The following is a 19978-nucleotide window of genomic DNA, read 5'->3' on the forward strand; positions in this document are numbered from 1 at the left end:
GGCGCAGGGACGCGTCTCTATACTCGGCGCACCATGCAAAGACACCCACACTTGCCATGAGCCCAGCCACCGCCTGGCTCGAAGCCGCCTTCCTGGGGTTGATCCAGGGCCTCACCGAATTTCTTCCTGTCTCGTCCAGCGCCCATCTGCGCATCATCGGGCCCCTGTTGCCTTCGGGCGGTGACCCGGGCGCGGCCTTCACCGCGATCACCCAGATCGGCACCGAGGCCGCCGTGCTGCTGTATTTCCGGCACGATATCGTGCGCATCTTTCTGGCGTGGTGGGCTTCCTTGACCCAGCCTGCCCGGCGCTCGGACCCCGATGCGCGGATGGGCTGGCTGATCATCATCGGTTCCGTGCCCATCGTGGTGCTGGGGCTGCTGTTCAAGGACGCGATCGAGGGTTCGCTGCGCAACCTGTACATCACCGCGACCATGCTGATTCTGTTTGCGCTGGTCCTGGCCGCGGCCGACCGGTTCAGCCGGCGTGAGCGCACGCTGGACCGGCTCACCTGGGGCCATGGCCTGCTGTTCGGGCTGGCGCAGGCCATGGCGCTGATACCCGGCGTCTCCCGCTCGGGCGGCACCATCACTGCGGGCCTGCTCATGGGCTACACACGTGAAGCGGCTGCTCGCTACTCCTTCCTGCTGGCCATACCCGCCGTGATGGGCTCGGGCTTCTACCAGCTCTTCCGCAGCTGGCAGCACGGCAGCCCGGTGGCACCTGGTCCCACGGCGCTGGCTACGTTGATCGCCTTTGGCGTCGGTTACGGCGTGATCGTGCTGTTCCTGCGCCTGGTCTCCACGCGCAGCTACATGCCCTTCGTCTATTACCGCGTTGCGCTGGGCCTGCTGGTGCTGGGTCTGCTGGGAGCCGGCCTGCTCTCCCCCCTGTAACCCATCGACCGCCGCTCCCCAGGCAAATACCTCGGGGGGGGTTGTCGCATCCCTGCGACAAACTGAGGGCTGGCATCACGCTTGCTACAGTTTTTCATGCCAAGATGCACGCCGCTTCTCGTTTCCCGGCCCGCTTGACATGGTGTACACGCTGCTCGTCTTCACCCACCTGATCGCCACCTGCGCAGCGATCGGCACCATCGTGATCACGGATCTGCGGCTGATTGCCCGGGCCATGGGCTACCGGGTGGTGATTCCGCCCCCAGAGCGCTTCGAGACACGCATCGTGGCGCTGGCATTGACGGTGCTGTACCTCAGCGGGGGGGCCATCATCGCCATGGGACTGCAAGGCAACCCTGAGTTGCTGAACAACCCCAAGCTGCAGGCCAAACTGGTGCTGGTGGCGGTGCTGACCCTCAACGCCCTTCTGCTGCACCGGCTGGCGTTTCCCATCCTGGGGCGTTCACGACCTGTCTCGGACTGGAACCGGCGGGAGTGGCTCACGATAGCGACCACGGTCTCGATCTCCAACAGCATCTGGTTCTACTGTGCCTTCCTGGGCGTGGCCCGCCACTGGAACGGCACGGTATCTCTCGGCCATGTGCTGATGGTGGCCCTGGTCGCGGGTGTGGCGGTGTTCACGGTGGTGAACGTCTTGCTGGCCCTGGCGTCCCGAGACACCCCCAAGGCCAGACCGGATTGGATAGACTCCCTGAAAGCCTCTCTGAGCGACTTTTCCGAGCTGCGAGACCGTTGAGACAGCGCAGCGCCGGCCTCTGTCCACCCTCTCCCCTATGCCATGAACGCCACACCCAGCCGACTCGCCGCGCTTCTGATCATGGCCGCCGCGCTGGCCACACCGGCATTCGCGCAGACAACGGCAGCGAACCCCAAGCTCCATCCCTGGCAGGTACCACCGCCCCGACTGAACTCCGAGGCCTACTTCACCAACCTCAAGGACGGTGACCGCATCGAAACCCCCTACCTGCTCAAGTTCGGCTTGTCCGGTGGCTGGGGGCTTGCCCCCATCACACAACCGGGACGCGCGCGCAGCGGCCACCACCACCTGTTGGTGAACCGCGATCTGCCGTTGAACTTCAAGGAAGCACTGCCGTTCAACGACCAGTACATCCACTTCGGCAAGGGGCAGATGGAGACGGTGCTCACGCTGGCGCCAGGTACCTATACGCTGCGCATGCTGCTGGCCGATCAGAAGCACCTGCCGCACTTCGTGTACAGCAAGCCCGCCACCATCACGGTCACGAAAAAGAACGACGTCGACCCCAAAAGCCTGTCGGTCAAGGGCCTGAGCCTGGGCCTGGAGGGGTCGGAGGTGAAGGTGCCGTTCCGCATCCAGTTCCACGCCTCGGCGCTGAATGTCGCGCACCAGGCGCAGAAAATTCCCGACACCGGGCACTTCCGCCTGACCGTCACCCCTGCCACCGGCAACGCCACACCCGTGGTGATGGACTTCGCTGAGGGCCAGACCGAGGTCTGGCTGTCGCCGCCCACGGGCAGCTACGCGCTGCGCCTGGAGATGGTGGACAACATGGACCCCTCCAAGCGCATGGCCGACCCGGTCAATGCCAGCGTGCGCGTCGAGCCCTGATCGGCCTCAACGCTGAGGCCGCAGCGCGGTGACCTCGATCTCGATCTTCATGCGCGGGTCCAGCAGACCGGCGGAGATCATCATGGCCGTCGGGCGCGCCCGGCCGAAGTAGCGCCTCAGCACCGGCCAGCACGGCTCGAACAACGAGGCATCGGGCAAGACATAGGTCACGCGGACCACGTCGTCCAGGCTGGCGCCCGCCTGCTCCAGAGCGGCCTGGATGTTGCGCAGGCACTGTTCCGCCTGCTCGACCACGTCGTCAGAGATCGTCATGCTGCGGTAGTCGTAGCCGGTGGTGCCGGAGACAAAGACCCAGTCCCCCGCGACCACCGCTCTGGAATAACCTATCTGCTCCTCGAACGGGGAGCCAGAACTGATGAGCCGCCGTTCGGTCATGTGCAAGCCCCTCAGTCCACCTGCAGGCGCACGCCATCCGCCCGCGCCTCGACCACTTCCCCGATCTCCGCCGCAGCCTCGAAGCCGTGCCGCTGGAACGTGGCCAGCACCTCGGACACGGCCCGCGGATCGCAGGCCACCAGCAGGCCGCCGCTGGTCTGAGGGTCGGTTAGCAACGCCCGGTCCACCGCCTGCAAGCGCTCATGCAGACGGACCTCGTGCCCGTAGGCCGCCCAGTTGCGACCGGATGCGCCAGTCACCATGCCCGCCGCGGCCAACGCGCGGACGCCGTCGATGAGCGGCACGCGCGCCAAGTCCAAGCGCACCGTGGTGCCTGCACCGCGTGCCATCTCCAGGGCATGCCCCGCCAGCCCGAACCCGGTGACATCGGTCAACGCGTGCACGCCGGCCATCGCGGCGAGGTCGGGGCCCGGCGTGTTCAGGCGTGTGGTGTGGGCGATCATGCGCGCATAGCCCTCAGCGGGCAGAGCCTCCTTCTTGAGGGCCGCGGACAGCACACCCACTCCCAGCGGCTTGCCCAGGATCAGCCGGTCACCCACCCGGGCGTCGGCGTTGCGCCGGATCCGCTCCGGATGCGCCAGCCCCAGCGCGACCAGGCCATAGATGGGTTCGACCGAGTCGATGGTGTGGCCGCCCGCTACCGGTATGCCGGCTTCGCGGCAGACACTCTGGCCGCCTTCGAGAATGCGGCCTATGGTGGCGGTGGACAGCACCTGGATGGGCATGCCCACCAGCGCGAGCGCCATGATGGGCGTGCCGCCCATGGCGTAGACGTCGCTGATGGCGTTGGTCGCCGCGATGCGCCCGAAGTCGAACGGGTCGTCGACGATGGGCATGAAGAAGTCGGTGGTGGCGATCAACGCCTGCTGGTCGTTGAGCCGGTAGACGGCGGCGTCGTCCGCGGTCTCGATGCCGACCAGCAACTCCGGCGGCAGCGGCATGGCCGCCGTGCCCTTGAGGATGTCGCTGAGCACGCCCGGAGCGATCTTGCAACCGCAGCCACCACCATGGGACAGGCTGGTCAGACGGGGTTCGCGGGCAACGGCGGCGGTATCGGTGGAGGGTGGGCTCATGGGTTGTAGGGCGTGTTCAACAAGACGCCGAAGCGGCGGCGGCGCACCCATTGTGCCGCCTCACCAAGGCACCGGCATCAGTCCGCGGGTCGCAGGCGCAACAACTGGCCGTTGCGGTCATCGGTCACCAGGTAGACATAACCGTCCGGCCCCTCTCGCACGTCCCGCACACGCTGGCCCAGGTCGGGCAGCAGCTTCTCCTCCCGCACCACCTTGCCGTCCTCGAGCACCAGGCGGGCCAGGTAGCGGAACTTCAGCGAACCGACCAGCAGGCTGCCCTGCCAATCCGCGCCATAGCGCGCGCTTGTAACGAAGGCCATGCCCGAAGGAGCGATAGATGGCGTCCAGTGCAGCAGGGGCTGCTCCATGCCGTCCTGAGCGGTGATACCGGCGCCGATCTTGCCGCCGCCGTAGTTCTCGCCATAGGTGATGACTGGCCAACCGTAGTTCTTGCCCGCATCGGTGCGGTTGAGTTCATCGCCCCCCTGCGGGCCGTGCTCAATGGTCCACAGCCTGCCGTCCGGCCCCAGCGTCGCACCCTGCAGGTTGCGGTGCCCCAGGCTCCATATCTCGGGCAGGGCGCCCTCACGTCCGACAAAGGGGTTGTCGGACGGCACCGATCCATCGGGCCGCACGCGCACCACCTTGCCATGGTGGTTATCCAGCGTCTGGGCGTCGGCCATGCGCTGGAAACGGTCACCCAACGCCAGGAACAGGCTGCCGTCAGCGGCTTGCGCGATGCGGCAGCCGAAGTGCAACCGGCTGCTCACCTTGGGCTGCTGACTGAATATCACCTTGACCGACTCCAGCGAACGCGCGTCGGCCGACAGCCTGGCGCTGGCCATCGCCGTGGAGTTGCGCATACCCATCATGCCCGGCTCGGCGAAACAGAAGTACAGGGTGCGGTTGCGGGCAAAGTCACGATCGGTCACCAGGTCCAGCAAACCACCCTGCCCCACCGCATCCACCTCCGGTACACCCGCGAGCGGCTCCCCGACCTTGCCATCGGCCTCCACCACCCGCATCCGCCCGGGTCGCTCGGTCACCAACATGCGACCCTCTCCGATGAAGGCCACCGCCCATGGGTTCTGCAAGCCGCTGACCACCACCTCGGTGCGCACCGTGCCGGCGAGCGCCTGCGTGGCACAGGCCAGAAGCCCCAGGGTGGAGATCATCAGAAGGCGGAAAGGCGCGGAGCGGTAGTGCATAGGCATGTAGCGGATGGAACAGTCCGATTGGTGCGCACGCGAGCGTGTCGGTTCCCCAAACGCGTACCAGCATGCTCGCAGTACAATCAACCAACTGATTGGTTGAAAATGGAGCATCCATGCCGCTCACACGAGGCGCCCTCAAGGGCATACGCATTCTGGACCTGACCCATGCGCTGGCGGGCCCATTCTGTTCCCAGGTCTTGGCGGACCATGGGGCTGACGTCATCAAGGTGGAGCCGCTCGAGGGCGACTTCTTCCGCCGGGTAGGCCCGTTCCGCGACGACGACCAGCAGCATCACTACGGCGGCCTGTTCCAGGCCTGCAACCGCAACAAACGCTCGATCGCGATCAACCTCAAGCACCCGGACGGCCAGGCCACGCTGAAGACGCTGGTGGGCCAGGCGGATGCGCTGGTGGAGAACTACCGCGCCGGCGTGCTCGACAAGCTCGGCCTGGGCTACGAATCGCTGCGCGCGATCCGGCCCGCGCTGGTGTACACGTCGGTGCGGGGGTTCGGCGACCGCAGCGGCGGCGCGAGTCCCTACATGGACTGGCCGGCCTTCGACATCGTGGCCCAGGCCATGGGGGGCTGGATGGGCATCACGGGTGAGGACGCGCAGCACCCGGTCAAGGTGGGCGGCGGTGCCGGAGACACGGTGTCCGGCCTGTTCGCCGCCTTCGGCACCATGGCCGCGCTCTGGCACGCCCGCGACACCGGCGAGGGCCAGTACGTGGACGTGGCCATGACCGACAGCATCCTGGCCCTGTCCGAAATGGTGGTCAGCCAGTTCAGCTACCGCGGCGTCTCGCCCAGGCCCGCCGGCAACGGCATCCCTGGCCTGGCTCCCTTCGGCACGATACGGGTCAAGGACGGCATCATCGCGATCGCGGCACCCCACGATCCGCAGTTCCGCCTGCTGTGCGAGCTCATCGGCATGCCAGGCCTGCTGACCGATCCGCGCTTCACCACCGAGTCCCTGCGCTGGGAGAACAACGATGCGCTGCGCGCACTCATCGAAAGCTTCACCGGCACCCGCACCAAACTCGAACTGCGCGAGCTCTTCGGCGGCAGGATCCCCTTCAGCCCGATCTACGAGGCCGCCGAGATCTTTGCCGACCCCCACTTCACGATCCGCGGCATGCTGCCGCAGGTCGAGCACCCCGGCAGCAGCACGCCGGTGGCAGTGCCCGGCGTGCCGGTGAAGCTCTCGCGCACGCCCGGCGGCGTGCGCCACCGCGCGCCCCTACTAGGCGAGCACACCCGGGACGTGCTGAGCGAAGCGGGCCTGGACACCGAGCGCATCGAGGCCCTGATCGGCGGCGGTGCCATTTCGGCACAATGACGGCTATGACCGACAAGCCGTCCAATACCACGTCTCGCCCGCCACACCAGCGCGTGGCCGCCAAGTCGGCCAGGGCAACCACCTCGCGCCGCAAGCCCGGCCCGGCCGCCACCGCCCGCCACGACGACAAGCTCACCGCCATCCTGCGCACGGCGGCCCAGCAGTTCGCTTCGCGCGGCTACGAGGCCACCTCGCTGGACATGATTGCCGACCAACTCGGCATGCACAAGGCCACGCTCTACCACTACGTCAACAACAAGGAGAGCATCCTCTACCAGTGCCTGGTCAAGTCCTTTGGGGACCTGGACCGCATCATGGACCGCATGCACGACCGCAGCATTCCCGTGCAGGACCGTCTGCGCGAGTTCGTGCGCAGCCTCGCTGCCGCCCAGAACAACGACTTCGGGCGCTGCCAGGTGCTGGTGGGCTCCCGACCGCTGGACACGTCCGCCGGCGCGGAGATCCAACAGTTCAAGCGCCGGCTGGACCACACGGTGCGCGACCTGGTCACCGAGGGCATCGCCGATGGCACCTTCCGCCCCTGCCATCCGGGCATGGTGTCGGCGATGCTCTTCGGCGCCCTGAACTGGGTACCGCGCTGGTACAGCGAACAGGGCAAGTTCAGCATCCAGGACGTGGCCGACAACTTCCTGGACACGCTGGTCAACGGCATCGCCGGCACGCGCCGCTGACGCGCGCCGGCGCGCTCACATACCCCGGGCGATGACGTCCTTGAGGGTTTCGTTGGAGCCGCCGTAGATGCGGGCCACCCGCGCATCCATGTAGAGCTGGGCGATCGGGTACTCACACACATAGCCGTAGCCGCCAAAGAGCTGCAGGCAACGGTCGATGATCTGGCACTGCTTTTCCGAACCCCACCACTTGGCCATCATGGCGTCGTTGGGCTGCAAGGGTTTGCCGTCGACGATGTCCTTGACGATCTGATCGATGAAGACCCTGCCCACGCGCGCGTCGGTCAGGCATTCGACCAGCGTGAAACGCGTGTTCTGGAAGTCCCACAGCGTCTGCCCCAGCATCTTGCGGTTCTTCGCGTGTTCGACGGTCAGCTCGATGGCGCGCTCGGCACAGGCGATGCCGACGATGCCGATGGACAGGCGCTCGCGCGTGAAGACGTCCATGAGCTGAAAGAAGCCCTTGCCCTCGACGCCGCCGATGAGGTTCTCGGCCGGGACCCGCGCATCCTCAAGAAAGATCTCCGCCGTGTTCAACGCGTTCTGGCCAATCTTGTCCAGCACCTTGTTGACCTTGAAACCGGGCGTCTTCGCGGTCTCGATCATGAACAGGGAGATGCCCTTGGCACCGGAGCCGGCGCCGCCGGTGCGCGCGGCCACCAGCGCCAGGTCGGCCTGCTGTCCCAGCGTGATGAAGATCTTGTTGCCGTTGAGCACGTACTCGTCGCCCTCCCGGCGCGCCGTGGTGCGCATGGCCTTGACGTCGGTGCCCGCGTCCGGCTCGGTGATGCAGACGCACAGCACCTGACGACCCGAGGCGATGCCTGGCATCCAGCGCTGCAACTGCTCATGCGAAGCGGTGCCGTGAAAGAAGGCGGGGCCGTTCAACGCGCCGGGGATGAAGCCGAACGTGGTGTCGCAGATGCGCGCCTGCTCCTCCATCACGACCACCTCGTGCGCAAAGCTGGCGCCCTGCCCTCCGTACTGCTCGGGAATGCTCATGCACAGCAGGCCCAGATCGCCCGCTTTCTCCCACACATCGCGGTCGATGTGGTGCTGGCGGCGGAATTTCTCCGCCCTGGGGGCGACCTCGTCCTCGAAGAAGCGGCGCGCCGTGGTGCGCAGCATGTCAAGTTCGTCGGTCATCCAGGGAGAGCGGTAGCTTGAATTCATCGGTGTCTTGCCTTGATCGTGATCGGTGTTGCCAGGAAAAGCCCGCATTCTGTGGATCGCCTTCCATTTTGTCAACCAACTAGTTGGTTGACAAAATGGAAGGCTGGGAATACAGTGCGCCCACTCGGCAGGATTGCCAGTTTCAAAACATGCCAGCACACAACCAGGAGCAACATGAGCAACAGCCTCTTGTCAAACAATGAGTGGATTGGAAAAGCCTTTGGGCAGGGTTGGAAGAACCTGCGCGGCGGCAGCATCGACGTGGTGGAACCCGCGACGGGGCGGGTGCTCTCGCGCGTGGCCAAGGCCAATGCGCACGACATCCGCAACGCCTGCCAGTCGGCCCGCCTGGCCCAGAAGGGCTGGAGCGCCCTGCCCTACCAGGCACGTGCCGCCATATTTCGCCAAGCCGCCGCACTGCTGGAGACCAATCGCAGCGAGTTCGCCAGTTGGATCGTCCGCGAGACCGGCGGCATCACGCCCAAGGCGATGTTCGAGATCGATTCGGTGCTGCACCACCTGCATGAGGCGGCTGCCATGCTGACCCAGCCCAGAGGCCTGGTACTGCCCAGCGCGGACGGCGTCACCAGCCTGGCTCGCCGCGTGCCGCATGGCGTGGTCGGCGTCATTTCCCCCTTCAACTTTCCTTTCCTGCTGACCAGCCGCGCCGCACTGCCGGCCCTGGCCTGTGGCAATGCGGTGGTGCTCAAGCCCGACCCGCGTACACCCGTCAGCGGCGGCGTGCTGCTGGCTTTGCTGCTGCAGGCCGCGGGCCTGCCGGAGGGGGTGCTGCACATGCTGCCGGGTGAAGCGGAAGCGGGCGAGGCCCTGGTGACCGACCCCGATGTGGCCATGATCTCCTTCACCGGATCGACCGCCGTGGGCCGCCGTGTGGGCGAGCTGGCGGGACGGCACCTCAAGAAAGTGGCGCTGGAGCTGGGCGGCAAGAACGCCCTGATCGTGCTGGACGACGCCGACCTGGATCTGGCGGTGTGCGGTGCGACCTGGGCGTCCTATCTGCACCAGGGCCAGATCTGCATGAGCGCAGGCCGCCACCTCGTGCACCAGAGCCTGCTGGAATCGTACGGCCAGCGCATGGCCGAGAAGGCACGTGCCCTGCCCGTGGGCAATCCCCATACGGACCCCGTGGCCCTGGGGCCGCTCATCACCGCCAAGCAGGTTGAACGCGTGCAGCGGCTGGTGGACGAATCCGTGCGTCTGGGAGCCGTGCTGCTGGCTGGAGGCAAGCCCAATGGCCTGTTCTACCCGGCCACCGTGCTGGCACAGGTAACACCGAAGATGCCCGTGTTCCAGGAAGAAATTTTCGGCCCGGTCATCGCCATCACCGGCTTTGCAACCGACGACGAGGCCGTGGCGCTCGCCAACGACACCGAGTACGGCCTCTCGGCAGGCATACACACCGCCAACGTCGGCCGGGGCATGGCCCTCGCCGAACGCCTGCACGTGGGTCTCGTGCACGTCAACGACCAGACGGTCAACGACGACGGCACCATGCCCATGGGCGGGCGCGGCGCCTCCGGCAACGGTTCGCGCCACGGCGGGCCAGCCAACTGGGACGAATTCACCCAGTGGCAATGGACGACGGTGCGCAACACGGCACCGGCCTATCCGCTCTGAACACGCCGATACCGGCGCCCAGACGCTTCAACCCCTTGGAGACAACCATGATGCGCAAGACTTCCTTCCTCGCCCGCCTGCTGCAGAAGACTTTGCTGGGCACCGCCGCGACCGTTGCGGGCCTGGGCCTGCCCGCCGCGCAGGCCCAGGACAAGCCCCTGGTCCGCGTCCTCGTCGGCTTTCCGCCGGGCGTGGGCACCGACAACCTCGCCCGCATGTACGCCGAGGCCCTATCGGAATCGCTGGGCGTGAGCACCGTGGTGGAGAACCGGCCGGGCGCCGGCGGTCAACTGGCCGCGCAGGCCCTGCGGCAGGCCACGCCGGAAAGCAACACACTCATGTTCACGGTGGACCACCAGGTCGTCATGCTGCCGTTGATCATGAAAAGCCCGGGTTTCGACGTGAAGAAGGACATGCAGCCGGTGGCGCGCCTGGTCAACTTCTACACCTGCCTGGCGGTACCCGCGTCGTCGACGGTCAAGGACCTCGCCGGCTTCGTCGAGGCGGCGCGCAAGACGCCGGACCAGGGCAACGTAGCCATTCCCGCGCCAGGCTCACAGCCCCACTTCCTCACCTACGTGCTGCAGCAGAAGTACGGCGTCGATCTGCGCGCGGTGCCCTACCGGGGTGCCGCGCCGGCCATCGTCGATCTGGTGGGCGGCCAGATCGCCTCGGCCATCGTGCCCTGCGACGCGCTCGTGCAATACCGCCAGGGCGGCAAAGTGCGCATCCTCGCGGTGGCCTCCGAGAAGCGCTACAAGCCCATGGCCGACGTACCAACCTTCGGCGAGCTCGGTTTCAAGATGCCCGCGGACAGCTTCCTGGGTGTCTACGCGGCGGCGAGCATGAAGCCCGAACTGGTGCGCCAGATCTCCGGGGCGACCCGCCGCATGTTCGATTCCCCCAAGGTAGTGGAGAAGTTCGCCAGCACGCTCATGGAACCGGCCTACGCCGGGCCCGACGAGCTGCGCAGCATCGTCGAGAAGAACACCGAGTTCTGGGGCGAGCAGGTCCGCAAATCCAACTTCCAGGCCCAGTAACACCCCTTCACGTCTGCTCCACGACCCCATGACCAAGATCGTCCAAGTCGAATGCATCCCGGTATCGACGCCGCTGAAAAAGCCGGTGATCATGCCCAACACGCGCATCACCTCCATCGACAGCGTCGTGCTCAAACTCACTTGCGAGGACGGCACCGTCGGCTTCAGCGACTCTGGAGACACCTCGTCCTGGTACCGGGGCGAACTGCAAGAGTCCATCATCGGCATGATCGCCAACGTGATCGCGCCGCGCATCCTGCTGGGCGAGGATCCGCGCAAGATCGAAAAGATCGTCGGCAAGATGGACCTGCTGGTGCGCGACAACAACCAGGCCAAGGCCACGGTGGACTTCGCGCTGCACGACCTCAAGGGCAAGTTGCTGGGCGTGCCCGTCTACGAGTTGCTGGGCGGCCGCACGATCGAGGCAGCGCGCCAGGGCTGGGTGCTCTCGGCCGGCAAGCCCGAAGACGTGGCGGCCGAAGCCCGCAAGGCCAAGGACACGGGCTTTGCCCTGTTCAAGATGAAGATCGGCTACGGCTCGCTGCAGGACGACATCGACATGGTCCATGCGGTGCGCGACACCGTGGGCTCCGATGCCTATCTGACCATCGACGCCAACGGCTTCTGGAGCTACGAGAAAGCCCTGCACATCATCCGCAGGATCGACTCGGCCGGCCTCGACCTCATCGAGCAGCCGCTGCCGCACTGGGACATCGAGGGCATGGCCCGCCTGCGGGCCGCGGTGCGCACGCCCATCTACGCGGACGAATCTGCCCAGGAACTGCACAACCTCAAGGAAATCATCGACCGCCGCGCCGCCGACGGCCTGTTCATCAAGCTCCAGAAAGCCGGCGGCATCCTCAAGTCGCAGCGCTGGCTCACCCTGGCACGCCTGGCGGGCCTGCCCGTGCATTGCGGCTGCATGATCGGCTCGGGTCTGGAACACAGCCCCTCGGCCCACCTGTGGACCGCCAACGACTGGGCCACGCAAGGCCTCAACGAATCGATCGGGCCGCTGATGATCCACGGCACCATGGAAAGCCACCACATCGAACCCGGCACAGACATCGCCTTGAACATTCCCCGGTTCGAAGGCGGCCTGTGCTATCCCAATGAAGGTCCGGGTTTCGGCATCGAACTCAACGACGACTTCATCACCCGCAACCAGACGCCGGGGAAGTCGGGCTGCCTGGTCAAAGCATGACGGCACGCCAGGGCCCACTGAGCCACCTCACGGTGGTGGAGTTCGCCGGCCTGGGCCCTTGCCCCTTCGCCGGCATGATGCTGGCAGACCAGGGCGCGCGCGTCATCCGCATCGATCGCCCGCCCCGCCCCGGCAAACCGGACGGGATGGCCGCCCTGACAGCGAGATCCAGCGACGTGCTGTCCCGCGGCAGGGAGTCGATCGCGCTGGACCTGAAGACGCCGCAGGCACGAGAGATCGCCCTGCGGCTCATTGCCCGGGCCGACATCCTGATCGAAGGCTTTCGCCCCGGGGTGATGGAATCGCTCGGACTGGGGCCCGAGGTGTGCCTGCGGGCACGCCCCGATCTGGTCTACGGGCGTGTGACCGGCTGGGGGCAAAACGGCCCTCTCGCCCAGGCCGCCGGACACGATATCAACTACATCGCACTGACCGGCGCACTGCATTCAACCGCTCGCAAAGCCCAGCCCCCAACCCCGACGCCAGGGCTTATCGGCGACTTCGGCGGCGGTGGCATGTTGCTGGCCTTTGGCGTCCTGGCCGCGCTGTCGAATGCCCAGCGCACAGGAAAAGGTCAGGTGGTGGACGCAGCCATCACCGACGGCTCGGCGCTGCTGACCGCCTTGATCCAGGGCTGGCATTCGGCCAGCCTCTGGCATGGACAGGCCGGCACCAACAACGGCGACGGCGGCGCGCATTTCTACGACGTCTACACCTGCGCCGATGGCAAGTACATTTCCATCGGTGCCATGGAGCCCCCGTTCTATGCGCTCCTGCGCAAGCATTGCGGCCTGCAGGATCCAGCCTTCGACGCCCAGTGGGATCCCAAAACCTGGCCGGACCTCAAGGAGCGGCTGGCGCTCGTCTTCCGGCAGAAAAGCCGTGACCAGTGGTGCGCCTTGCTGGAAGGCACGGACGCCTGTTTTGCCCCAGTGCTTGATCTCGCGGAAGCGCCCCGACATCCCCACAACGCATCCAGGCAAACCTTCGTGACGGTCGACGGCATCACCCAGCCCAGCCCGGCCCCTCGGTTCAGCCAGACCCCGCAGGGCCCATGCGGGCGGGTCGGCCCAGTGGCCTCTCACACCGACGCCCTGCTCGCAGAGCTGGGCTACGACCAGGATGAAATGGCGGCCCTGCGCCGGTCAGCAGCCCCCTGACGAAAAAAACCTTTGTAAATCAAACATTTACACAATAACCACACGCACCCTCCTCACGCCAACCCCCACGACAAAAGTGCCCTCGCCGACCTCATGGCCAATGGAACTTTCGCCTTAGCACTCACTCAGAGAGAGTGCTAATATCTTTGGCACATCACCTGAGGAGGGTTCACATGTCCCATTCGCTTGCCCCCGTTGCCGCCACCGCCAGCCACTCGCTTGCGGTGACCAACCCTTGGGCGCTGGTGCCGCCGCTGGGTAACCTGGACGCCTACATCTCCGCCGTCAACCGGCTGCCGTTGCTCACCCTGGAGCAGGAGCAGCAGGCCGCCCGCCGCCTGCGTGACGACAACGACCTGGAAGCCGCCAGCCAACTGGTGCTGTCCCATCTCCGTCTGGTGGTGTCCATTTCGCGCCAGTACCTGGGTTACGGCCTGCCGCATGGCGACCTGATCCAGGAGGGCAACGTGGGCCTGATGAAGGCGGTCAAGCGTTTCGACCCTGACCAGGGCGTGCGCCTGGTCAGCTACGCCATGCACTGGATCAAGGCCGAGATCCACGAGTACGTGCTCAAGAACTGGCGCATGGTCAAACTGGCCACCACCAAAGCTCAGCGCAAGCTGTTCTTCAACCTGCGCTCGCGCAAGCAGGACTTCAAGGCCGACGCGTTGGAGGGGGATACCTATAGAGACGTCCTGTCCGACGGGCAGGTGAACCTCCTGGCCCACGAACTCCAGGTCAAGCCCGAGGAAGTGCGCGAGATGGAAACCCGCCTCTCCGGCGGTGATGTCGTGCTCGACCCTGGTCCGAGCGAGGACGGCGAGGAGGGTTTCGGCCCCATCGCTTACCTGGCGGACGCCTCGCACGAGCCCACGGCGGTGCTCGAGTCCGCGCAACGCGACATGCTGGCCACGGAAGGCATCGCCCAGGCGATGAGCGAGCTGGATGACCGTTCCCGCCGCATCGTCAGCGAGCGCTGGCTCAAGGTGAACGACGATGGATCGGGCGGCATGACGCTGCATGAACTGGCCGCCGAGTACGGGGTCAGCGCCGAGCGCGTGCGCCAGATCGAGGTCGCCGCCATGAAGAAAATGCGCAAGGCGCTCGCGGCCTACGCCTGATCCTGCGTCTCGCGGAACCGGCTTCACCGGTCCCGCGAAGCTGCGCTCAACTCTCGCGGCGAAGCGCGGGGAACAGAATCACGTCGCGGATGCTGGGGCTGTCGGTGAGCAGCATCATGAGGCGGTCGATCCCGATGCCACAACCGCCCGCCGGCGGCATGCCGTACTCCAGTGCCCGAATGTAGTCGGCGTCGTAGTACATGGCCTCCTCGTCGCCTCCGTCCTTGGCCGACGCCTGGGCCTGGAAGCGCGCGGCCTGGTCTTCCGCGTCGTTGAGCTCCGAGAAGGCATTGCCGAATTCACGGCCGGTGATGTAAAGCTCAAAGCGCTCGGTCACTTCCGGGTGGCTGTCGTTGGCCCGGGCCAGCGGGGAAATCTCCGTGGGGTGGTCCATGATGAAGGTCGGGTTCCAGAGCTTGTCCTCCACCTTCTCTTCGAAATAGAGCACCTGCAGCCCCGGCAGGCTGCGACCCGCCAGTTGGTGCTTCTCTTCAGTAAGCCCCAGCTTTCTCAACTGGCCCACCAGCCACGCCGGATCATCGACCTGATCACCTGCATCGGTGTACTTGCGGATAGCGTCCCGGATGGTGAGGCGCTCGAAGGGCGACTGCACGTCCACCGCCTGCCCCTGGTAGGTCAGCGGCCCATCGCCCCGGACCTGCCGCACCACGTGGCGGATGAGCTGCTCGTTGAAGTCCATCAGGTCCTGGTAATTCCAGTACGCCGCGTAGAACTCCATCATCGTGAACTCGGGGTTGTGGCGTACGCTGATGCCCTCGTTGCGGAAATTGCGGTTGATCTCGAACACACGGTCAAACCCGCCCACCAGCAACCGCTTGAGATACAACTCGGGGGCGATGCGCAGGAACATTTCCTGGTCCAGCGCGTTGTGGTGGGTCTTGAACGGCCGGGCGTTGGCCCCTCCCGGGATGGGATGGAGCATCGGCGTCTCCACTTCCAGGAAACCATGCCCGACCATGAAGTCCCGAATCGACGCCAGGGCCTTGCTGCGGATCACGAAGCGCTTGCGCGTCGCCTCGTCGGTGATGAGGTCCACATAGCGCTGACGGTACTTGAGCTCCTGGTCGTGAATGCCGTGGAACTTGTCTGGCAATGGCCGCAGGCTCTTGGTGATCAAGCGGATACGGCTGGCCTGGATGGTCAGTTCACCCGTGCGGGTCCGCATCAGTGTGCCCTCGACCCCCAGAATGTCGCCCAGGTCCCAGTGCTTGAAGGCCCCATACACGTCTTCGCCCACCGCATCCCGACTGATGTAGACCTGAATGCGACCCGATGCGTCCTGCAGGGTGGCGAAACTGGCCTTGCCCATGACGCGCTTGAGCATCATGCGGCCGCCGATGCTGGTGCGAACCGGTTGCGCCTCCAGCGCCTCACCAGTGGTCTCGCCATAGCGCATCAGCAGATCTTCCGCCTTGTCCGCCGGCTTGAAGTCGTTGGGAAATGCCACCCCCTCACCTCGCTGCTGGGCCTCGCGCAGCGCCTTGAGCTTCTCGCGCCGTTCGGCAATAAGCTGGTTGTCGTCTTGCGCGGGTGCGCTGGTCTCGGGGTGTTGGGCTTGGCTCATGAATGAAAAATGGGTTGGGCACCGAGGTGCGCAACCCATCATTGTAGTTTTTGGGGCGGACACCCCTTCCCAAGGCCTCGGCGCCGACGCCTTACTCGCCGAGATAGGCGGCACGCACCTTGGGATCGTCCAGCATGTCACGGCCCATGCCGGTCATGATGATCTCGCCGGAATCCATGACATAGCCACGGTCGGCGATCTGCAAAGCGCGCCGGGCGTTCTGCTCCACCAGCAGGATGGTCACACCTTGCGAAGACACGTCGCGCACGACTTCGAAAATCTTGTCCACCATGATGGGCGACAGGCCCATGGACGGCTCGTCGAGCAGCAAGACCTTGGGCTGGCTCATCAAGGCCCTCGCCATGGCCAGCATTTGCTGTTCGCCACCGCTCATGGTGCCGGCAAGCTGGTCCTTGCGTTCGCGCAAGCGGGGAAAGATGCCGAACATGCGTTCGATGTCCTGCGCGATGCCCGCCTTGTCGCGCCGGATGTAGGCACCCATCTGGAGGTTTTCGGTGATGGTCATGCGGGTGAACACGCCACGGCCTTCCGGCACCATGGCCAGCCCCTGCTTGACCAGGTCCCAGGCCCCCTTGCCTTTGATGCTCTGCCCCAGGTACTCGATGTCACCGGCCTCGTACGCCAGGGAGCCGGTGATGGCTTTCATGGTCGTGGTCTTGCCTGCGCCGTTGGAGCCGATCAGGGAGATCAGTTCGCCCTCGCGCACTTCCAGGTCGACGCCTTTGACGGCCTTGATGCCGCCATAGGACACCTTGAGGCCACTGACTTTGAGGAGTGTGTTTGCCATTTGCATGAATCCTTGTTCAGTGGCCGCCCGTGCCGAGGTAGGCCTCGATCACCTTGGGGTCCTTCTGTACATCCGCCGGAGAGCCGGACGCCAACTGCTTGCCGTAATCGAGCACGGTGACGCGATCACACAGGCCCATGACCAGCTTCACGTCATGCTCGATCAGCAGGATGGTGCGGTTGTCTGCCCGGATACGGTCGATGAGTTCACGCAACTGCACCTTTTCCGTGGCGTTCATCCCGGCGGCCGGCTCGTCCAGCGCGATCAGTTGAGGATCGGTCGCCAGGGCACGGGCGATCTCCAGCCTGCGCTGATCGCCGTAGCTGAGCGTGCGCGACTTGTAGTCGGCGAACTTCTCGATACCGACATAGGCCAGCAGTTCGCGTGCCCGGGCCGTGATGGCGGCTTCTTCCCGCTTGAAGCCCGGGGTGCGCAACACGGCGCCGATCAGGCCCGAATGCGTGCGCACGTGGCGGCCGACCATCACGTTCTCCAGCGCCGTCATTTCGGCGAACAGGCGGATGTTCTGGAAGGTCCGCGCAATGCCGGCCTTGGCCACTTCGTGCACCGCGGTCGGCGTGTAAGGCTTTCCGGCGAGTTCGAAAGAACCGCTGTCGGGCGTGTAGAGACCCGTGAGCACATTGAAGAACGTGGTCTTTCCCGCACCGTTGGGACCGATCAGGCCATAGACCTGGCCGCGCTGGATTTCGATACCCACGTCGCTCAGGGCCTGCAGGCCGCCGAAGCGCTTGGAGACGTTGGCTACCTTGAGAATGGTGTCGCTCATGTGTTCTTCTCCGCTCACTTGCTCAAGGACTTGCCGTGTTCAGGCGCAGGCCACAAGCCCTTCGGCCGGATGAGCATGATGACGACCATGGCCAGGGCGATCAGCAACTGGCGCAGTATCTCGGGCGCGAGACGCCCGTCGGTCATGGCGGTCAGCGGATGCGCGACATGCCGCAGCAGTTCCGGCAACCCTGCCAACAGCAGCGCCCCCAGGATCACGCCGGGAATGTGCCCGATACCGCCAAGCACCACCATGGCCACGACCATCACCGACTCCATGAGGGAGAAGGACTCGGGCGAAACGAAGCGCTGGAAGGACGCAAACAAGACGCCGGAAATGCCACCGAAGGAGGCCCCCATGCCAAAGGCCAGCAGCTTGAGGTTGCGGGTATTCAGGCCCATGGCCTTGGCAGCGATCTCATCCTCGCGAATCGCCATCCAGGCGCGGCCGATGCGCGAGTCCTGCAGGCGGTAGGAGATGATCACCGAGAGGACCACGAAAAACAGGAAGAGGTAGTAGTACAGCGTGACCGGCTGGAACGTGAAGTCCCCGATGGTCAGGCGCTTGCCCAGATCGAGGCCGAATACCGAGATGGTGTCGATCTGGCTGATGCCCTTGGGACCGTTGGTGATGTTCAACGGACGGTCCATGTTCAGCAGGAAGATGCGGATGATTTCGCCAAAGCCCAGCGTGATGATCGCCAGGTAGTCGCCGCGCAGCTTGAGCGTCGGTGCGCCCAGGATCATGCCGACCACGCCAGCGACGACGGCCGCGAGGATCATCACCCACCAGATGCTGTAGTGGAGCCCTTCCGGGAACATCGCCTGGATGGCCGGGAAAGTGTTGGCCAGGTGAGGCGACCCCAGCAGGGCGAAGATGTAGGCCCCGACAGCGAAGAAGGCGATGTAGCCCAGATCCAGCAGGCCGGCGTAGCCCACCACGATGTTCAGCCCCAGAGCGAGCAGCACATAGAGCAGGGCGATGTCGACGATGCGCACCCAGGAGTTGCTCCCGGTGGATTGCAGGACGATGGGCAGCAGCAGCAAGGCAGCGGCCGCGATCAGGAAGGTGATGAGCTTGCCGGTTTTCGTGTTCAGCATGGTGCTTCTCCCTTGCGGTCAGGCGCGATCCGCCACACGTTCACCCAGCAGGCCCGAAGGACGCAGCGTGAGCACGATGGCCAGCACGATGAAAGCAAAGATGTCGGTGTACTGGCTGCCCAGAACGCCGCCGGTGAGCTTGCCCAGGTAGCCGGCACCGAGCGACTCGATCAGGCCCAGAGCGATGCCTCCCACCACGGCGCCAGCCAGGTTGCCGATGCCGCCCATGACCGCCGCCACGAAGGCCTTGAGGCCCGGCATGAAACCCATGGCGTGCTGGACCGTGCCGTAGTTGGACGCCCACATGATGCCGGCAATGGCAGCCAGCATGGCGCCGATGATGAAGGTGGCGGAAATCACCACGTCGGGCTTGATGCCCATCAGCGCCGCGACGCGCGGGTTCTCCGCCGTGGCCCGCATGGCGCGGCCCAGGTTGGTGCGGTTGACCAGCCACATCAGGAAAGCCAGCGTGATCGCGGTGGTGGCCAGGATGACGACCTGCGTCACCGAGACCACCGCGCCGGCGAACTCGATGGGCTCGCGCGACAGCATGGAGGGGTAGGACTTCGGGTTCGGCGCCCAGATGATCATCGCGAAGGTCTGCAACAGCAGCGACATGCCGATGGCCGTGATGAGGGGTGCCAGCCGGTTCGAGTTCCGCAGGGGGCGGTAGGCCAGTTTCTCGATGGAGAAGTTCAGGATGGCGCAAACGACCATCGCAATCATGGTCGCGAACAACAGGACCAGCCATGTCGGAAGCCCTGTGGAGGCCTCCATCATCCAGCCGATGACGGTCCAGCTGGTGAGTGCCCCGACCATGAGCACGTCGCCGTGGGCGAAGTTGATCAGCCCGATGATGCCGTAGACCATGGTGTATCCCAGGGCCACGAGCGCATACATGCTGCCCAGCACCAGACCATTGATGATCTGCTGTAGCAAGACTTCCATAGAGGTTTCTCCGTGTGTGTGAACAGCCAGAGACGCTTGTGACGCTGGCCTGCTTCAACCTAGCAAAAAACCCGCCAGACCTGACCCTTATAGAGGGCAGCCTGCGGGTTGGTGGGCGGATTGTAGCGACGGGCTTTGGGGGTCCCCATGCGTGTAAGCCCTTAGCGGACGCG

Annotated in this window: 19 protein-coding genes; 10 read left to right on the forward strand and 9 right to left on the reverse strand. The window is 65.4% G+C overall.

Translation table 11 applies throughout. From position 1 onward, the window contains the following. The first annotated feature begins 56 nt into the window (after positions 1-56). The 3 genes from KIT53_RS06510 (at position 57) to KIT53_RS06520 (ending at position 2505) form a co-directional block, all read left to right on the forward strand. The gene (locus KIT53_RS06510; protein ID WP_297749458.1) at positions 57-896 is read left to right on the forward strand and encodes an undecaprenyl-diphosphate phosphatase; all 840 of its coding nucleotides are present in this window, start codon (positions 57-59) and stop codon (positions 894-896) included. A gap of 139 nt (positions 897-1035) precedes the next feature. Beyond that, entirely contained in the window at positions 1036-1653 is a 618-nt protein-coding gene (locus tag KIT53_RS06515; RefSeq protein WP_297749460.1) for a hypothetical protein, read from the forward strand. Between the two features lie 42 nt (positions 1654-1695). Further along, on the forward strand, positions 1696-2505 hold the full coding sequence (locus KIT53_RS06520; protein WP_297749463.1) for a DUF4399 domain-containing protein: 810 nt from the start codon (positions 1696-1698) through the stop codon (positions 2503-2505). A gap of 6 nt (positions 2506-2511) precedes the next feature. Here the strand turns inward: KIT53_RS06520 and KIT53_RS06525 are convergent, their stop codons facing one another. The 3 genes from KIT53_RS06525 to KIT53_RS06535 form a co-directional block, all read right to left on the reverse strand. Then, positions 2512-2901 carry a RidA family protein gene (locus KIT53_RS06525; RefSeq protein WP_297749465.1) on the reverse strand — a complete coding sequence of 130 codons (390 nt, stop codon included), beginning with the start codon at positions 2899-2901 and terminating at the stop codon, positions 2512-2514. Between the two features lie 11 nt (positions 2902-2912). Beyond that, positions 2913-3995 (reverse strand): selenide, water dikinase SelD, encoded by a 1083-nt coding sequence (gene selD / locus KIT53_RS06530; RefSeq protein ID WP_297749468.1) that lies wholly within the window; start codon positions 3993-3995, stop codon positions 2913-2915. Positions 3996-4072: 77 nt separating this feature from the next. Beyond that, complete coding sequence (locus KIT53_RS06535) at positions 4073-5170, reverse strand: PQQ-dependent sugar dehydrogenase (RefSeq protein WP_297749655.1); 1098 nt, start codon at positions 5168-5170, stop codon at positions 4073-4075. Positions 5171-5322: 152 nt separating this feature from the next. On the opposite strand from KIT53_RS06535, the gene KIT53_RS06540 reads away from it, so the two are divergent. Both KIT53_RS06540 and KIT53_RS06545 read left to right on the forward strand, forming a co-directional pair. Beyond that, a complete protein-coding gene (locus KIT53_RS06540; protein WP_297749471.1) occupies positions 5323-6549 on the forward strand; it encodes a CoA transferase in 1227 nt (408 codons plus the stop codon). A 5-nt stretch (positions 6550-6554) separates the two neighbouring features. After that, positions 6555-7241 carry a TetR/AcrR family transcriptional regulator gene (locus KIT53_RS06545; protein ID WP_297749474.1) on the forward strand — a complete coding sequence of 229 codons (687 nt, stop codon included), beginning with the start codon at positions 6555-6557 and terminating at the stop codon, positions 7239-7241. 15 nt (positions 7242-7256) lie between these two features. On the opposite strand, the gene KIT53_RS06550 is transcribed toward KIT53_RS06545, so the two are convergent. Beyond that, the gene (locus tag KIT53_RS06550; protein ID WP_297749478.1) at positions 7257-8387 is read right to left on the reverse strand and encodes an acyl-CoA dehydrogenase family protein; all 1131 of its coding nucleotides are present in this window, start codon (positions 8385-8387) and stop codon (positions 7257-7259) included. A 201-nt stretch (positions 8388-8588) separates the two neighbouring features. Here KIT53_RS06550 and KIT53_RS06555 point away from each other — a divergent pair, with 201 nt between their 5' ends. The 5 genes from KIT53_RS06555 to rpoH all read left to right on the forward strand — a co-directional run bounded on the left by KIT53_RS06555 (position 8589) and on the right by rpoH (position 14577). Continuing rightward, positions 8589-10052, forward strand: coding sequence for a benzaldehyde dehydrogenase (locus tag KIT53_RS06555; RefSeq protein ID WP_297749481.1), 1464 nt, complete (start codon positions 8589-8591; stop codon positions 10050-10052). Between the two features lie 47 nt (positions 10053-10099). Next, positions 10100-11092: a tripartite tricarboxylate transporter substrate-binding protein gene (locus tag KIT53_RS06560; RefSeq protein ID WP_297749484.1), complete on the forward strand. Its 993-nt coding sequence runs from the start codon at positions 10100-10102 to the stop codon at positions 11090-11092. 28 nt (positions 11093-11120) lie between these two features. After that, positions 11121-12296: an enolase C-terminal domain-like protein gene (locus KIT53_RS06565; RefSeq protein WP_297749487.1), complete on the forward strand. Its 1176-nt coding sequence runs from the start codon at positions 11121-11123 to the stop codon at positions 12294-12296. Next, a complete protein-coding gene (locus KIT53_RS06570; protein ID WP_297749490.1) occupies positions 12293-13456 on the forward strand; it encodes a CaiB/BaiF CoA-transferase family protein in 1164 nt (387 codons plus the stop codon). The genes KIT53_RS06565 and KIT53_RS06570 overlap by 4 nt, the downstream gene beginning before the upstream one ends. Positions 13457-13629: 173 nt before the next feature. Next, a complete protein-coding gene (rpoH, locus tag KIT53_RS06575) occupies positions 13630-14577 on the forward strand; it encodes an RNA polymerase sigma factor RpoH (RefSeq protein WP_297749493.1) in 948 nt (315 codons plus the stop codon). Between the two features lie 46 nt (positions 14578-14623). On the opposite strand, the gene lysS is transcribed toward rpoH, so the two are convergent. From lysS to KIT53_RS06600, 5 genes are all read right to left on the reverse strand, one after another. Further along, on the reverse strand, positions 14624-16162 hold the full coding sequence (lysS, locus tag KIT53_RS06580; RefSeq protein ID WP_297749495.1) for a lysine--tRNA ligase: 1539 nt from the start codon (positions 16160-16162) through the stop codon (positions 14624-14626). Positions 16163-16253: 91 nt separating this feature from the next. Further along, the gene (locus tag KIT53_RS06585) at positions 16254-16970 is read right to left on the reverse strand and encodes an ABC transporter ATP-binding protein (protein ID WP_297749498.1); all 717 of its coding nucleotides are present in this window, start codon (positions 16968-16970) and stop codon (positions 16254-16256) included. A 16-nt stretch (positions 16971-16986) separates the two neighbouring features. Continuing rightward, a complete protein-coding gene (locus KIT53_RS06590; protein WP_297749502.1) occupies positions 16987-17757 on the reverse strand; it encodes an ABC transporter ATP-binding protein in 771 nt (256 codons plus the stop codon). A 14-nt stretch (positions 17758-17771) separates the two neighbouring features. Beyond that, a complete protein-coding gene (locus KIT53_RS06595) occupies positions 17772-18857 on the reverse strand; it encodes an ABC transporter ATP-binding protein (RefSeq protein ID WP_297749505.1) in 1086 nt (361 codons plus the stop codon). 18 nt (positions 18858-18875) lie between these two features. Then, a complete protein-coding gene (locus KIT53_RS06600; protein WP_297749508.1) occupies positions 18876-19805 on the reverse strand; it encodes a branched-chain amino acid ABC transporter permease in 930 nt (309 codons plus the stop codon). Between the last annotated feature and the right edge of the window lie 173 nt (positions 19806-19978).

It is taken from the genome of Hydrogenophaga sp. (assembly GCF_026125785.1).
In the GTDB taxonomy this organism is placed as follows: Bacteria; Pseudomonadota; Gammaproteobacteria; order Burkholderiales; family Burkholderiaceae_C; genus Hydrogenophaga.